Genomic DNA, 15,560 nt, shown 5'->3' with positions numbered 1-15,560 from the left:
CTCCGATGTCGGCCATGCGGATGTCGGCGTCGCTCAGGCGCCGCGCACAGGCGCCGCGCAGGCTCGCGATCCGGGATCCACCTTGATCACGCGGATGCCGGATCAGCCGGAAGATCGGTCTCCTCGACGCGGATGACGGGGGAGGGACCTTGCCGCGGCCGCGCTACCGTGCCGCGGACCGGGACCAAGCTTGGGCCCATCGTTGCCGGGAGCGGCGGAGCCCGGCAGCCGCAACCGGCGCGCGGCGCGGGCGGCTCCTGCGCGGCAGGGTTTCCGTAACCATGGCCGGGCGATGCTCCGCCCGCGTCCGCACACGAGGCCGGCCATCATGCGTCGTCAGCTTGTCCCCCCGTCCGGGTCGGCCCGGCCCGTGCTGCCGCTCGCCGCGGCGGCCTGGCTGCTCGGGGCGGGGGCGGTGGTCGCGCAGGCGCCGCCCGTGCCCCCCGCCGCCGTCCCGGTGCCCGCCGAGGCGTCCGCCGCCTCCGGGGCGCCCGCGCCGGACCCCGCCAAGGCCCCGCTCCCCGAGGCGGGCAGGGCGGCCGCGCCCGCCGGCCCGGTCGCGGCGCCCGGCCCCGCCGGCGCCCCCGCGGCATCCGCCCCGGCCGCGCCCGCCGCCGAGGAGAGCCCCGCGCCCGCCAGGGAGGCGCCGCGGCGCGCCTCGCGCGAATTGCCGCCGCTCGTCCTCGCGCCGGTCTCCCAGGACCCGACCCCGACCCTCACGCCCGCCACCTTCCTCGACACGCTGCGGATGGCGGACCGCTACCAGGCCATCGTCCAGGCCGGCGGCTGGCCCTCCGTCCCCGCCAGCCTGTCCCTCAAGCCCGGCGACCGGCATCCGGGGGTGCTGGCCCTGCGCCGCCGCCTCGCGGCGACCGAGGATCTCCCGGCCGACGCGCCGGTCTCCGACCGCATGGACGAGGCGCTCGTGGCGGCGGTGACGCGCTTCCAGCACCGGCACGGCCTGCCCGAGACCGGGCTCGTCGGCGCCATGACGGTCAAGGCGCTCAACGTGCCGGCCAGCGTGCGCCAGCGCCAGCTCGCTGCCTCCGCGGCGCGCCTGATGGGCTCGCGCTTCCCCTTCGGCGAGCGCTACGTGGTCGCCAACATCCCGGCCGCCGCCGTCGAGGCGGTGGAGCGCGGCGCCGTCGTGCGCCGCTACGTGGCCGTGGTCGGCAAGCCCGACCGCGCCTCGCCGATGGTCGAGACGCGGATCACCAACGTCAATTTCAATCCGACCTGGACCGTGCCGGTCTCGCTGATCAAGAAGGACATCATCCCGCACATGCGGAAGGACCCGGGCTACCTCGCCAAGATGCACATCCGGATGTTGGACGGGCAGGGCAACGAGGTGCAGCCGACCGCGATCGACTGGTCGACCGAGAAGGCGGTGAACTACACCGTGCGGCAGGATCCGGGCTTCGACAACTCGCTCGGCCAGGTGCGGATCGACATGCCGAACCGCCACGCCGTCTACATGCACGACACGCCCTCGAAGAGCCTGTTCACCCGCACGATCCGGTTCCACTCCTCGGGCTGCGTGCGGGTGGCGGAAGTGAAGGGGCTGGTCGCGTGGCTGCTCGAGGGGACGCCCGGTCCCGGCGGGCCCGGAACGGTCTGGGGCCCGATCGAGATCGAGACCGGGATCGCGACCGGCGAGCGGCGCGACATCAAGCTCGCCAAGCCGGTACCCGTGACCTTCGTGTACCTGACGGGCTACGCCACCCCGGACGGCCGGGCCCATTTCCGCGACGACGTCTACAACCTCGACGGCGCCGGCCCGGAGAAGCCGGCGCCCGACGTGGCCACCACGGCCGCGATCGCGCCGAGGCCCGCCGCCAGGGCCGCGGCCGCTCCCGCGCCCGCCGGAGCTCCGGCGCCCCTGGCCGCGCCGAAGCCCGGTTCGGCGCCGCGCGCGCAGGGTCCGGCCCCGCGCGCGCAGGGGTCGGCCGCGACGCCCCGGACCTGATGCCGCACGGCCAAGTCCGGCGGCTCCCCTGCGGAACCAACCGGCCGCGCTCGAATTGGCGAGCGAACGGCGCGCTGCTCGCGGCGCGCAGATCCGGAGACTTTCCCAATGGCCCGTTCCACCAAGGCCGCCGCGGCGCCCATCGGCCGCGCCGCGCAGCCGAAGACCGCTGCCTCCGACGCGCGCGTGCGCGTCACCGCCGAGCGGCTCAACACGCCCTCCGACCTCTCGCCCGAGGCCTCCCGGGAGATCGCGGAGGGGCTGACGGTCCTGCTCTCGGACTTCCTCGCCCTCTACCTCAAGACCAAGAACTTCCACTGGCACGTCAGCGGGCCGCATTTCCGCGACTACCACCTGCTGCTCGACGAGCAGGCGTCCCAGATCCTCGCCGCGACCGACGACGTGGCCGAGCGGGCCCGCAAGATCGGCGGCACGACGCTGCGCTCCCTCGGCCAAGCGGCCCAGAAGGCGCGGATCGTCGACAACAACGCCGATTACGTCGACCCGCTCGACATGCTGGCCGAGCTGCGCGACGACAACAAGGCGACGACGTCGCGGATGCGCGAGCTGCACGACCTCTGCGACGAGCACAACGACGTGGCGACGGCGAGCCTGATCGAGGAGTGGATCGACCAGGCCGAGGAGCGCACCTGGTTCCTCTACGAGGCGAGCCGCCGCGGCGGCGCCGACGGGCACTGAGGCTCCGGCCCGGACGGCGGGGCCCCCGCCGGCCGCCCGGGCGCACGTTGCGCCCCCTTCCGTTTCCCGGAACAATGCGGGCGGCCCGCCCCGTGAACCGGACCCCCCTTGAGCGACACCCTCTCTCCGCGCCAGCACGACATCCTGGCGATCGCCCGGCAGCAGGGCCGGGTCAGCGTCGAGGATCTGGCGGTCCGGTTCGACGTCACCCCCCAGACCATCCGCAAGGACCTGAACGAGCTCTGCGACAGCCGCCTGCTGTCGCGGGTGCACGGCGGCGCCGTGCTCTCGAGCGGGGTCGAGAACGTCGCCTACGAGGCCCGCCGCCTCGTCGCCCACGCCGAGAAGCGGGCGATCGGCCTCGCCGCGGCCAGGCTCATTCCCCACGGCGCCTCGCTCTTCATCAACATCGGCACGACGACCGAGGAGGTCGCCCGCGCCCTCGTCGAGCATGAGGACCTGCTCGTCATCACGAACAACCTCAACGTGGCGACGCTTCTCTACCGGCACCCGCGGATCAGCCTGATCGTCGCGGGCGGCCCGGTGCGGCGGGCGGACGGGGCGGTGATCGGCTCGGCGGCGGTCGACTTCATCAACCAGTTCAAGGTCGACTACGCCGTGATCGGCGCCTCCGCGATCGACGAGGACGGCGCGCTGCTCGATTTCGACTACCGCGAGGTGCGCGTCGCCCGCGCCATCATCGACAATTCGCGGCGGGTGATGCTGGTTGCCGACAAGCTGAAGCTCGACCGCACGGCGCCGATCCGGGTCGGGCATGTCGGCGAGCTCGACGTCTTCGTGACCGACGCGCTGCCCTCGCGTCCCCTGCGCGAGCTCTGCGACGAGCACGGAGTCCGCGTCGTCGAGGTCGGGACCGATCTCCCGGAGTGACCGCTCGGCCCGCCGCGCAACCTGGTCCGCCGCTGCATGACGCTGGGTTGGAACCAAGCGGTAGGAGCGTCGTTGTCGGGCCGAACGGACGAGCGCGGCGGTGCGCGGGCCGTGACGCTGCGGCGGCCGCCCCTCGTCCCGAGACCAGGCAGAGAAACCGGAGAGACCCGATGAAGACCAAGCTCGCGCTCGCGACGCTCGCCGCCCTCGCGGCGACGCCCGCTCTCGCCCAGATGGGCGATTTCCGCGAGATGGCGCTGATGTCGAACGCCTTCGAGGTGCGCTCGAGCCAGATCGCCCTCGACAGGAGCCGCAACCCGCGGGTGCGCGAATACGCCCGGGAGATGATCCGCGACCATCGCGCGGCGAACGTGGCGCTGCTCGGCGGGCGAGAGAACGTGGCCCGCGCGACGGGCATCGGCGGCCTCGTGGCGGCGCCGTTCGAGATCGCCGGCGGCGCGGTCGGGGCGGCCACGGGCGCGGCGGCCGGGGCGGTGAGCGGCACGCTGCAGGGCGGCCCGGTCGGGGGCCTCGAAGGGCTCGGCGCCGGGGCGGCCCGCGGCGCCCGGGCGGGGGCGGACCTCGTCGACGGCGACGTGACCACGACGGCCGCCACCAACGTGGTGCCGCTGAGCCCCGAGCAGCAGGCGATGCTGGCCGAACTCGCCCAGACTCCGCCCGGTCCGCGCTTCGACCGCACCTACGCGCGGATGCAGGTCCAGTCGCACCGGATGTCGATCGCGGCCCACCAAGCCTATCTGCAGTCCGGCCCGAACCCGGCCCTGCGCACCTACGCCCAGCAGGTGCTGCCCTCGATGGAATCGCACCTCGCCATGGCCGAGCGCCTGCCGGGCGCGCGCTAGAGCATGGTTCGACGAAGCAGCATCTGCTTCGTCGAGGACAAGGCGGCACAATCAATGACCGAGGGCAGCGTCCGATTGCAACCTGATCGGGCGCTGCGCGAGGCGGCCGCGGCGCACGGACGGCGGGCCGCTCGGCCCGCCGTGCAGGGTCAGGCGGGATGCGCCTCGGCGAGCGCTCCCACCCGCGACGGGGCCCCGGACCGGACCTTGCCGGCGAACCCGCGGCGGCGCTGCGCCTGAGGGCAGAGCAGTGCCACGTGGCAGCCCCCGAGAGAGCCTTCGGCGCCACCGGCCCGGGACGGACCGACGCGCGGCACGACGGCAAGCCACCCGTCGTGAGATCATGTACGCTCAGATTTTACTGAGTTGGTCCCTGCTGATCACACCGCAACCTAGATCGTATTTGCCATCCAGTGTATTTTGATAGGTTCACGCCGTGGCGCGCTATCTCTTGGAGACCTTCCTTCACGCTGCAGTTGATATGCCTTATCATATTGTTCAGATAAATATCCTGTTCATATTCATTGCTGCGCGGCTCCTACAATACTCTACCCTTTCCTGCGGAACCTCTATCCCACCGGCGTCCAGGCCATCACCGCCGCCGCGCGGGACGCTGCCGGCGCAGCCCTCGCCGCAGCCCAGATCCGCCTCTACCAGGCAGGCACCCCGCTCGGCGGCACGGTCTCGGCCGGTGCCAACGGCGCCGTCTACGCGATCCTCCCGGCCGGTACCCTGCCATCCTCCGGCATCCGCATCGGCGCCACCATGACGCCCGCCGGCGCCGACACCGCCGCCGGGCTCCTCGCCACCGACGACGGCTCCTTCGACCGATCCCTCCTCTCCCTCGGCACCCTCTCGGCCGGACTGAGCCGGCAGATCACCGCCGCCACCACCTATGGCGGCCTGCGCGCCGGCCTCGCCGCCACGTTCGGGGCGGGCCTCCTCACCTCCCTCGACACCGCTCTGGCGTCGTCCTCGACCCGCATCAGCGCCCACGGGCCCTCCTTCACCCTCGACGGCGCCGTCGCCTCCGGCGGGGACTTCGCCGTGACCACCACGGCCGCCGGCGCACCCATCACCCTGGCGGCCGCCCTCGATGCCGGCCGCAACGCCGTCACCCTCGCGGCGGCCGGAGCCGTCGCCCAGACCGCCGGAACGCTCACGGCCGGCACGCTCACGGCGAGCGCCGCCGGCGGCCTCGCCCTGGGCGCGGCAAACCAGGTCGGGAGGCTCGCTCGCCTCACCAACGCGGGCAGCGGCGACCTCGCCTTCACCAATGCGGGCGCCCTCACGATCGGCACCGGCGCGGCCGGCGACGGGGTGAGCAATCCCGGCGGAACGGTGACGCTGATCGCGGCGGCCGGCAGCCTGACCCTGGCGACCGGGGCAGGAGTGCGGGCGGCCGGCGATGTCGCGCTCGCGACCTCCGGCGCCTTCGTCAACCGGGCGGGCGCGGAGGCGGTGGCACGAGCGGCGGGCGCTGGCTGATCTACTCGGCCGATCCGGCCGGCGTCAGCTTCGGCGGGCTCGACAGCGGCAATGCGGCGCTCTGGAACTCGGCCGCGGGCGGGCGCGTCACGCCGGGCGGGAACCGCTACGTCTTCGCGGCGCAGCGCATGCTCACCGTGACGACGGCGGATGCGGCCAAGACTTACGGGGAGGACGCGACCGCGATCGTGGCCGGCGCCGACCGGATCACCGGCTTCGACCCGGGCGTGGCCGGGGCCAATCGCGGCGACGACGCGGCGAGCGCGGTCACCGGGGCGCCGAGGGTCACCTCCCCCGAGGCGGGCGCGCCGGCCGGGGTGGCGGGCGGCCCCCTACGGGATCGTGGCGGCGGGCACGCTGGGCTCGCCCGCCGGCTACGGCTTCGCCTTCGCGGCGAGCGGGCGGCTGACGGTCGCGCCGGCGACCCTGACGGTCACGCCGGAGGCCGGCCAGTCCAAGGTCTATGGCGGCGCGGATCCGGGCCTGCGCTACGGGGTGACGGGCCTCGTTGTGAATCCGGGGCTCGGCCTCGACGACAGCGGGCTGAGGCTCTCCGGCGCGCTCGGCCGCGCGCCGGGCGAGACAGTGGCGGACGGCCCCTACGCGTACACGCTGGGCTCGCTCGCGGCAGGCGCGAATTACACGCTGGCCCTGGCGCCGGACGCGCCCCGCTTCGCCATCACGCCGCGGCCGCTCACCGTCGTGGGCGGGCCGGTCAGCCGGGTCTACGGCGAGGCTAACCCGGCCCTGAGCTACCGCGTCGGCGGCATGGGCCTGGTGAACGGCGACGCGCTCGCCGGTGCGCTCACCACCGCGGCCGACGGCGCCAGCAATATCGGCGCGTACGCCATCGGGCAGGGCACTCTCGCCGTGTCCCCGAACTACATCCTCATCTACCGGGGCGCCGACCTCACCGTGACGCCGCGGCCGGTGACGCTGACGGGGCGCAGGACCTATGACGCCGCCACCGGCTTCGGCACGGGCACGCTCCAGGTGGCAGGCGCCGCCGATGGAGAGCGCCTGACGCTCGTCGCGGGCAATGGCCGTACGGCGGCATCGGATGCCGGCCTCTACGCGGGCTCGCCTCTGGCCGGACTGGTTCTCGCGGTCGCGGGCGGCAACGGGCTCGCGTCGAACTACCGCCTGCCCGCGAGCGGCACGCTGACGGTGACGCCTGCCCCCGTCGTCGTGTCGGCCCGCTCCGGCGCCTCGATCTATGGCGAGCGCCTGACCGATCCGGGCTTGGCGGCCAGCGGTCTCCAGGGAGGGCAGGGCGTCGAGGTGTTGACCGGGCTGTCCAACAGCTTCGGCATCACGGCGCGGACCGGGGTCGCCGACAGCCCGGTGACCCTCACGGTCGCCGGCACGCTCACCAGCCAGTGCGTCCGCGCGCCCTCGTCGTGACTCCGGCTTCCCTCACGCGCGCCTAAGGCGACGCGAATCCGGCTCTGACCTACACTGTGCGCGGCCTCGTCGACGGCGACGGCCTCTCCGGTCATCTCGCCACGGCCGCTACCGCGCAGAGCGAGCCGAGGAACTACACCATCACGCAAGGCACCCTTGATGCCTCGCCCAACTACGTCCTCGCCGCCGAAGCGTTCCTCGACGTCCTGCCGCGGCCCCGGCCGGCAGGGTTCGTCGCCCCCGACGCCACCGGTCTCGCCAGCACCGTCGAGCGCGCCGCGCGCCAGAACCGACCGATGATCCTGTCGGCCCCGCGCCACGGGCCGGATGCTTCCGCGGCCGGACCCCTCCGGGACCTCCGCTTCGACGCCAGCCGCCCCTGCGCGTGGCAGAAGGGCCGCTGCCGCCCGATCCCGCCGCAGGCGAACCTGCGCCCTTCGCCGCGCTGAGAGGCCGGGCGCGTCGCCATCGCGGCGCGCTCGCGCCTGGTCGGAGCGACCCATGCGGTTCACGTTTGATACGAAATCCGATTGATTGCTTCGCCATCTCCCATTTCGGCCATGCGGATGTCGGCTTCGCTCAATCGCCGCGCGGGCTTGGCATACGACATCCGACGGATTGCTCCGCAATGCGGATGTCGGCTTCGCTCAATCGCCGCGCGGGCTTGGCATACGACATCCGACGGATTGCTTCGCAATGCGGATGTCGGCTTCGCTCAGGCGCCGCGCGGGCTTGTCATACGTTTCCCGGAAGTGAGCTTCCGGGAAACGTATGTAGGGTCAGCATCGGGTTCGGCGCGGCCGTTCGAGGCCGCCCGCGGCAGCGCGTGCGCGATCGAACGACCTCGCGCTGTTCGCACGAACCCGCGCAGCGCTCGCCGACTCCGCCGTTCGACGTCGACGAGGCTGGCCCTTCGGGGCTTGGACCAGGCGCAGATTGCGTGCCGAGCGCCTCTGCACCGGACGGCCCCGGACCACACGGGGCCGGCGGAGGCTACTCCAGCTCGTCCCCCAGCACCTCCTTGGCCCAGCGGAAGGCGCCGTTCGCGGCCGGGACGCCCGCGTAGACCGCGGCCTGGAGCAGCAGGGCCTGCAATTCCGCCGGCGTGACCCCGTTGCGCAGGGCCGGGCGGACGTGGAGCTTGAACTCCTCCTCGCGGCCGAGCGCCACCATCAGGCCGAGCGTGACCAGGGAGCGGGTCTTCCAGGGCAGGCGCGGGTCTCCCCAGATCTCGCCCCAGGCAATGCGCGTGATGAAGTCCTGCCAGGGGCCCGCGAAGCTGCCGGCCGCCGCGAGCGAGCGGTCCACATGCACCTCGCCGAGCACGCCGCGCCGGTTCGCCAAGCCCTCGGCGAAGGCCACCGCCCCGGTCGCCGCCCCGGCCGCGCCGCGATGCCGGTCCAGGAAGGCGAGGAGGTGCGAGGCCGTCGCGTCCGGCCGCTCGACGGCGAGGAGGTGGCGCGCGCCCGGCAGCACCACCAGCTCCGCGTGGCGGATGCCGGCGCAGATCTCCTCCGACTTGGCCGGCGGCGTCGCGGGATCGTCCCGCCCGGCAATGACGAGGGTCGGGGCGGTGATGCGCCCGAGCCCGGGACGCAGGTCCATCCGGCCGATCGCGTTGCAGCAGACCGCGTAGCCCGCCCGGTCGGTCTCGACGAACTGGCGCCGCACCGGCTCGACCGCGCCCGGGCTGGTGCGCGGGAAATCCGGGCTGAACCAGCGCTCCATCGTGGCGTCGACGATGGCGGCGGTGCCCTCCGCCCGCACGGTCGCGGCGCGCTCGTTCCAGCTCTGCTCGCTCGGCATCTCGGCGGCGGTGGCCATCAGGGTGAGGCTCAGCACCCGCTCGGGCGCCCGCATCGCCAGCGCCTGCCCGGTCATGCCGCCGAGGGACAGCCCGACCACGTGGGCCCGACCGATGCCCAGCGCGTCGAGGAGCCCGAGGAGGTCGTCCGCCAGATCCTCGACGGCGATGGGCGCGTCGCGCGCCGGCGAGGCGCCGTGGCCGCGCGTGTCGTAGCGCAGCACCCGGTAGCGGCCGCGCAGGTGGGGCACGAGCGGGTCCCACATCGCCATCGCGGTGCCGAGGGAGTTCGAGAAGGCGACGACGGGGGCGCCGCTCGGTCCCGAGAGCTCGTAGTGCAGCCGGGTGCCGTTCGCCTCGATCAGGGGCATGGGATTCGTCCTGTCAGGGGGAGAGGAGGGCGGCGTAGCGCGCCGCCTCGGCGAGCGCGCGGTCGGCCGTGCGGGCGCCGGCGCGGATCGCCGGGGCGAGGTCGAAGGCCGGGCCGAGATCGATGCCGGCGGTCTCCGGCCGAGCGGCCAGGACCTCCGCGAGCGTCCCCCGCCCGTCGCGCACCGCGCCGGCCGCCTCCTCGACCAGGCGGTGGCCCGCCTCGGCCCCGAGCGCCGGGGCGAGCCGCGCCGCGGCGGCGTCCGCGAAGAGCAGCCCGCGGGTGAGGTCGAGATTGGCCCGCATCCGCCCGGGATCCGGAACCAGCCCCTCGGCGAGGGCGCGGGCCTCGCGCAGGGCCCCGGAGGCGAGGCCGAACAGGCAGGGCAGGGCGTGCCACTCCGCGTGCCACGCGCCGGCCGGGCGCTCCTGCGCCGCCGCCATCCCGTCGAGGAGCGGCAGCACCTGTCCCTTGGCGGCGCTGAACGCCGCGAGGATGACGGTCGAGGAGACCGGGTTGCGCTTGTGCGGCATGGCCGAGGAGCCGCCCCGGCCCGGGACGTGGGGCTCGGCCACCTCGCCGACCTCGGTGCTGGCCAGGAAGGCGACGTCGGTCGCGAATTTCGCGAGCGCCCCCATCACCAGCGTGAGCCAGGTCCCGGTCTGGGCGATTCGGGCGCGGCGGGTGTGCCAGGGCGCCGGATCGTAGCGGAGCGCGAGTTCGCCGGCGAAGCCCTCGCCGACCGCGTCGGCCTGCTCCTTCAGCCCCGCCAGGGTCCCGACGGGCCCGCCCAGGGAGGCGGTGAGCACCTTGCCGCGCAGGCGCGGCAGGTCGCCCGCGAGTTCGGCGACGCCGAGCGCCCAGATCGCCGCCTTGGCGCCGAAGGTGACGGGCGCCGCCTGCTGGCCGTAGGTGCGCCCGACGCAGGGTGTCTCGCGGTGGCGCCGCGCCAGGTCGGACAGGCCGGCGAGGATCGCCAGCAGGTCGTCCCGGACCAGGTCGAGCGCGTCGCGCAGCTGGAGCACGAGCGCGGTGTCGGCGATGTCCTGGGTGGTCGTGCCCTTGTGAAACCCCGCCTCGAGGGGGGCGGGCAGAGCCGCCTGCACCGCCTTCACGAAGGGGATCACCGGGACGCCCGAGAGGGCCGTTCCGCGTCCGAGGGCCACGGGATCGAGGGAGGCGGGCGGGATCGCCTCGAGGGCCGGCGCGAGGGCGTCCGGGACGAGGCCGAGGGCGGCCTCGGCCCGGGCGAGCGCGGCCTCGGCGCGCAGCATGGCGGCGACCCGCGCCTCGTCCGCGAAGACGGTCCGCATCGCCTCCGCGGCGAAGAGGGGACCGAGCAGGGCGGAGTCGAGGGCCGAGAAGGTCATGCGATGCCTCCGAGCGGGCGGGGAGCCTCCCCAATTAGGCCAGGGGCCGCGCCGGCGCAGCCCGGTTCGGGGGGCGCCCCACCGGCGGGACCGCGTCGGCCGCGCCCCCGTCGGCGGGCGGGCCCGCCTACGCCGCCGGGCGCAGGTGCAGGATGGCGCGGGCCTCGGCCGGGGTCGCCACCCGGCGCCCGTGCCGGCGCACGGCCTCGGCCGCCAGCCAGACCAGCTCGGCGTTGCTCGCCGCCAGCCGGTCCTTGGTCACCCGGATGTTGTCCTCAAGCCCCGTGCGCACCGCCTCCGCCCCCCGCGCCAGCGCCCAGTCCATCACCCGCGCCTGCTCGCGCCCGATCCCCGCCGCCGTCCAGGTCGCCTGGGGCAGGATCCGCCGCGTCTCGGAAAGCAGGATGTCGAGCAGGTGCTCGTCGGCCGGCATGGCGTTCTTCACCCCCAGCACGAACTGCACGTGGGGCGCCTCGTCCATCAGCCCCGCCTCGATCAGCCGCCTCGCCCCGTGCAGGTGCGAGAGGTCGAAGATCTCGATCTCGGGCCGGATGCCGTAGCGGCGCATCTGCCCGGCAAGCTCGGTGACGAGCGCGGCGGGGTTCTCGTACACGATGCTCGGGAAGTTGACCGAGCCGGTGGAGAGCGAGGCCATGTCGGGGCGGTGGACCAGCGAGAGGCCGCGCGCGGCCGGGTCGCGGCCGCGCCCGCCGGTGGAGAACTGCACGATCATGCCCGGGCAGTGCTTGCGCACGCCCTCCTGGACGGCGGCGAACCGGTCCGGGTCGGAGGAGGGGCTCTCGTCGTCGTTGCGCACGTGGATGTGCACGAGGCTGGCGCCGGCCTCGTAGGCCTCGTGGGTGGACTCGATCTGCTCGGAGACGCGGGTCGGGACGGCGGGGTTGTCCGCCTTGCGCGGCACCGAGCCGGTGATCGCGACCGCGATCACGACGGGGCGGGATGGCTCCGCGGGGTTCATGGGGTTCCTCCGGTTGCTGTCATAGGACATCCGACGGATGGCTTCGCCATGCGGATGTCGGCTTCGCTCAGGCGCCGCGCAGGCTTGTGATACGGGACCCGCTTTGATCAAGCGGATCCCGTATCAGACGTCGAAGAAGACGGTTTCCTGGGGGCCCTGGAGCCGGATGTCGAAGACGTAGGTCGGCAGGTCGCGCGCCTCGCGCCGGGCGATCAGCGTCTCGCGCCGGGAGCGCTGCTCGATCAGTCCGAGCACCGGATCGTCCGCATTCGCCTCCGCCTCGTCGGGGAAGTAGAGCCGGGTCTGCAGCCCGATGTTGATGCCGCGGGCGGCGATCCAGAGATTGATGTGCGGGGCCATGGGCCGGTGGCCCATTCGCCCGGCGACGGGGCCCGGCTTGATCGTCTCGAAGGTCCAGATCCCGGTCTCGAAGTCCGAGCCCGTGCGGCCCCAGCCCCGGAAACTCGGATCGAGGGGCTTGCCCTCCTGCTGATCGGCCGGGTGATTGTAGCGGCCGGCCGCGTTGGCCTGCCAGATCTCCACCAGAACGTCGCGCACCGGCTCCTCGGCCCCGTCGAGGACGCGGCCCGCGATGCGGATGCGCTCGCCCTCGGTGGCCGGGCCGACCAGCACGTTCGAGAAATTGGTCTCGAAGATGTCGAAGCCGGCCTGGTGCGGGATCAGGCCGATATGCACGTAGGGTCCCGCGGTCTGCGAGGCCGTCTCGCTCAGGCGCTCGAAGGGCAGTCGCATCTCAATTCCCCTGCAGCTTGTTCTCGAAGAGCGTCTGCTGGCGCCCGCGCAGGACGATGTCGAAGCGGTAGGCCAGCATGTCGAGCGGCACCGCGGATTCGAGGTCGAGGGGCGCGATCAGCCGCTCGGCCGCGGCGCGGTCGGGGATGCCCAGCACCATCGGGTCGCGCCAGATCAGGGGGTCGCCCTCGAAATACATCTGGGTGATCAGGCGCTGGGCGAAGCCGGAGCCGAACACCGAGAAGTGGATGTGGGCCGGGCGCCACGAGTTCAGGAAGTTGCGCCACGGATATGGTCCGGGCTTGATGGTGCGGAAGTAGTAGTAGCCGTTCTCGTCGGTGAGCGCCCGGCCGCAGCCGCCGAAATTCGGGTCGATCGGCGCGAGGTAGCGGTCGTTGCGGTGGCGGTAGCGCCCGCCCGCATTGGCCTGCCAGAACTCGACCAGGGTGTGGGGCACGCCGCGGCCGTTCTCGTCGCGCACGAGGCCGTGCACGAGGATGCGCTCGCCGACCGGCTCGCCGTCCTTCGCGTAGTTGAGGATCAGGTCGTTATCGAGCGGGCCGAGCTCGCCCTGGCCGAAGACCGGGCCGGTCACCTCCGACAGCGACGATTGCAGCGAGATCAAGGCCCGCTGCGGCGAGCGCAGCACGCTCGTCTTGTAATCCGGCGTGTAGGCCGGCGGGTGGATGCGCCGGTCGCGCTGCAGGAATTCCCGGTCCAGGGCCGTCATGGCGTCTCCTCCTCCCCGCGCCCGATCGCGCGCGGGACTTTCTCGACAGAACGCGCGCCGCGGCCCATCGCTGCGCCGCGCCCGCGGGGTCGCTCTCCGGGCCATCACCCGGAGCGCGCGGCGTCGCGCGCCCGCCCTCCGGCGAGCGCCCCGAGATAATCCGAGAGCGGGCCGAGGGCGGAGAGCGTGGCGGCGGCCTCCAGCAGGTCCGGGGCCAGCGCGTCCCGGCAGGCTTCGGTCAGCCGCGCGCTCGGTCCGGCGATGCTGACATTGCCGAGCGCCCGCCCGCTCGCCGGATCGACGATGTTGGCCGCCATCGCGGCGGTGCCGGCCGCGTGGGTCTCGTGGACCCAGGCATAGCCGCGGCGGCGGGCGGCCTCGACCAGGGCGAGGAGGGCCGGGAGCGTGCGCGGGGCGTTCGGCCCGGCCGTGCCCGGCGGGCGGAAACCCTGGCGCAGCACGAGCGCCACCGCCTCCTCCTCCGGGAGGTGCGCGAGCCAGACGATCCCCGTGGAGGTGGTCGACAGGCTCGCCTCCGCCCCCATGTCGCCGTCGTAGCGCAGACCCGTGCGGGCGCCCTGGGCCTTCGCCACCCAGACGAGGCGGGGATAATCCACCACCGCGAGGCGGACGAGTTCGCCGCTGCGCTCGGCGAGACGGTTCAGGACGGGCTGGGCCACGTCCACCACGCCGGACGCCGCGAGGTGCTTGAGGCCGAGCGTCGCCAGCTTGGTGGTGAGCAGGTAGCGGCCGCTGTCGGGATCCTGGGTGGCGTAATCGTAGGACGAGAGGTCCGCGAGGAGCCGGTGGGTGCCGCTCTTCGGCATGGCGAGCGCGTCGGCGATCGCCTGGAGGTGAAGCCCGCGCGGGTGGGCGGCGAGCAACTCCACCAGATCAAGGATCCGTCGCAGCAATCCGGCCGCCATCCCGCCCTCGTGATTGGAACGTGGTTCGGTAATTGAACGCAGTTCCAGTTTCTGTCAAGCGGCGGAAGGGGCGCCGGTCAGGTCACGACGGAGGGCGCGCGCCGGCCGGTGCGGGCGGCGATCCCGGCGATCGCCTCGGCGGCGGCCGCGACCGGGGCGAGCACCTCGGTGGTCGGAAGGTCGTGCCGGTCCGGGTTCGGCTCGAAGCGCTCCAGGTAGATGCGCAGCGTGGCTCCGACCGTGCCGGTGCCGGAGAGGCGGAAGACCGCGCGGGCATCCTCGCGGAACAGGATCCGCACGCCCTGGCGGCGGGTCACGGAGCCGTCGACCGGGTCCGCATAGGCGAAGTCGTCCGCCGCCTCGACGGTGAGCGGGCCGATGCGGCGGCCCGGGAGATCCGGCAGGGCGTCGCGCAGGGCCTGCATCAGGCCCTCGGCGGCGGCCGCATCCACCTCCTCGTAGTCGTGGCGGGCGTAGTAGTCGCGGCCGTAGCTGGCCCAATGCTCGCGCAGGATCCGGTCGGCCGGCTTGCCGGTCGCCGCCAGGATGTTGAGCCAGAGCAGCACGGCCCAGAGCCCGTCCTTCTCGCGCACGTGATTCGAGCCGGTGCCGGCGCTCTCCTCGCCGCAGAGCGTGATCCGGCCGGCGTCGAGGAGGTTGCCGAAGAACTTCCAGCCGGTCGGGGTCTCGAAGGCCGGGATGCCGAGGCGGGCCGCGACGCGGTCGACGGCGCGGCTCGTCGGCATCGAGCGGGCGACCCCGGCCAGCCCCGCCGCGTAGCCCGGCGCCAGGTGGGCGTGGGCGGCAAGCACGGCGAGGCTGTCGCTCGGCGTGACGAACAGGCCCGGCGCCACGATCATGTTGCGGTCCCCGTCGCCGTCCGAGGCGGCGCCGAAATCCGGCGCCTCGGGCCCGTGCATCAGCACCATCAGGTCGCGGGCATGGACGGGGTTCGGGTCGGGATGGTGCCCGCCGAAATCCGGGAGCGGCTCGGCGTTGACGACCGTGCCCGCCGGCATGCCGAGGCGGCGCTCCAGGATCTCCCGCGCGTAGGGCCCGGTCACCGCACTCATCGCGTCGAAGCGCATCCGGAATCCCGACCGGACCATCGCGGCGATGCGGGGCAGGTCGATCAGCGTCTCGATCAGGGCGACGTACTCGGCCACGGGATCGATCACCGCGACCTGCGCGTCGCCGACGCGGCACTCGCCGATCCGGTCGAGGTCGATGTCGGGGCTCTCGACGATGCGGTAGGCGCTGAGGCTGCGGGTGCGGGCGTAGATCGCCTCGGTCACCGCCTCGGGGGCGGGCCCGCCA

Annotated in this window: 13 protein-coding genes and 1 pseudogene (1 of these 14 cut by a window edge); 7 read left to right on the top strand and 7 right to left on the bottom strand. The window is 73.7% G+C overall.

Going from position 1 to position 15,560, the window contains the following annotated elements; genetic code table 11:
• Window positions 1-328 precede the first annotated feature (328 nt).
• The 7 genes and pseudogenes from M446_RS22395 to M446_RS22365 form a co-directional block, all read left to right on the top strand.
• Window positions 329-1,966, top strand: coding sequence for a L,D-transpeptidase family protein (locus M446_RS22395; RefSeq protein ID WP_012334390.1), 1,638 nt, complete (start codon window positions 329-331; stop codon window positions 1,964-1,966).
• A 108-nt stretch (window positions 1,967-2,074) separates the two neighbouring features.
• Entirely contained in the window at window positions 2,075-2,665 is a 591-nt protein-coding gene (locus M446_RS22390; protein ID WP_012334389.1) for a Dps family protein, read from the top strand.
• A 108-nt stretch (window positions 2,666-2,773) separates the two neighbouring features.
• Window positions 2,774-3,556: a DeoR/GlpR family DNA-binding transcription regulator gene (locus M446_RS22385; protein ID WP_012334388.1), complete on the top strand. Its 783-nt coding sequence runs from the start codon at window positions 2,774-2,776 to the stop codon at window positions 3,554-3,556.
• Between the two features lie 170 nt (window positions 3,557-3,726).
• Window positions 3,727-4,419, top strand: a complete 693-nt coding sequence (locus M446_RS22380; RefSeq protein WP_012334387.1) for a DUF4142 domain-containing protein — start codon at window positions 3,727-3,729, stop codon at window positions 4,417-4,419.
• Between the two features lie 765 nt (window positions 4,420-5,184).
• Entirely contained in the window at window positions 5,185-5,907 is a 723-nt protein-coding gene (locus M446_RS22375) for a hypothetical protein (RefSeq protein WP_012334386.1), read from the top strand.
• Between the two features lie 342 nt (window positions 5,908-6,249).
• Window positions 6,250-7,311, top strand: coding sequence for an MBG domain-containing protein (locus M446_RS22370; protein WP_043701517.1), 1,062 nt, complete (start codon window positions 6,250-6,252; stop codon window positions 7,309-7,311).
• A gap of 38 nt (window positions 7,312-7,349) precedes the next feature.
• Window positions 7,350-7,760, top strand: a pseudogene (locus M446_RS22365) (MBG domain-containing protein); the annotation flags it as partial.
• 544 nt (window positions 7,761-8,304) lie between these two features.
• On the opposite strand, the gene pcaD reads toward M446_RS22365, so the two are convergent.
• From pcaD to M446_RS22330, 7 genes are all read right to left on the bottom strand, one after another.
• Entirely contained in the window at window positions 8,305-9,486 is a 1,182-nt protein-coding gene (gene pcaD / locus M446_RS22360) for a 3-oxoadipate enol-lactonase (protein ID WP_012334384.1), read from the bottom strand.
• Between the two features lie 13 nt (window positions 9,487-9,499).
• Window positions 9,500-10,855, bottom strand: coding sequence for a lyase family protein (locus M446_RS22355; protein ID WP_012334383.1), 1,356 nt, complete (start codon window positions 10,853-10,855; stop codon window positions 9,500-9,502).
• A gap of 127 nt (window positions 10,856-10,982) precedes the next feature.
• On the bottom strand, window positions 10,983-11,834 hold the full coding sequence (locus M446_RS22350; protein ID WP_012334382.1) for a 3-keto-5-aminohexanoate cleavage protein: 852 nt from the start codon (window positions 11,832-11,834) through the stop codon (window positions 10,983-10,985).
• A 123-nt stretch (window positions 11,835-11,957) separates the two neighbouring features.
• On the bottom strand, window positions 11,958-12,587 hold the full coding sequence (gene pcaG / locus M446_RS22345; protein WP_012334381.1) for a protocatechuate 3,4-dioxygenase subunit alpha: 630 nt from the start codon (window positions 12,585-12,587) through the stop codon (window positions 11,958-11,960).
• Window position 12,588: 1 nt separating this feature from the next.
• Window positions 12,589-13,317 (bottom strand): protocatechuate 3,4-dioxygenase subunit beta, encoded by a 729-nt coding sequence (pcaH, locus tag M446_RS22340; protein WP_012334380.1) that lies wholly within the window; start codon window positions 13,315-13,317, stop codon window positions 12,589-12,591.
• Window positions 13,318-13,421: 104 nt separating this feature from the next.
• Window positions 13,422-14,243, bottom strand: coding sequence for an IclR family transcriptional regulator (locus M446_RS22335; RefSeq protein WP_012334379.1), 822 nt, complete (start codon window positions 14,241-14,243; stop codon window positions 13,422-13,424).
• 77 nt (window positions 14,244-14,320) lie between these two features.
• Window positions 14,321-15,560, bottom strand: partial view of an alpha-D-glucose phosphate-specific phosphoglucomutase gene (locus tag M446_RS22330; protein WP_012334378.1) — the 3' portion only. The gene runs 392 nt beyond the window's last position; only the last 1,240 of its 1,632 coding nucleotides appear in the window; its start codon lies off the right edge, out of view; it ends in the stop codon at window positions 14,321-14,323.

Origin of the sequence: Methylobacterium sp. 4-46, from assembly GCF_000019365.1 — a bacterium.
Taxonomy (GTDB): Bacteria; Pseudomonadota; Alphaproteobacteria; order Rhizobiales; family Beijerinckiaceae; genus Methylobacterium.
Note: the sequence above shows the minus strand (reverse complement) of the source record. Positions and strands in the feature narration are given on the sequence as shown.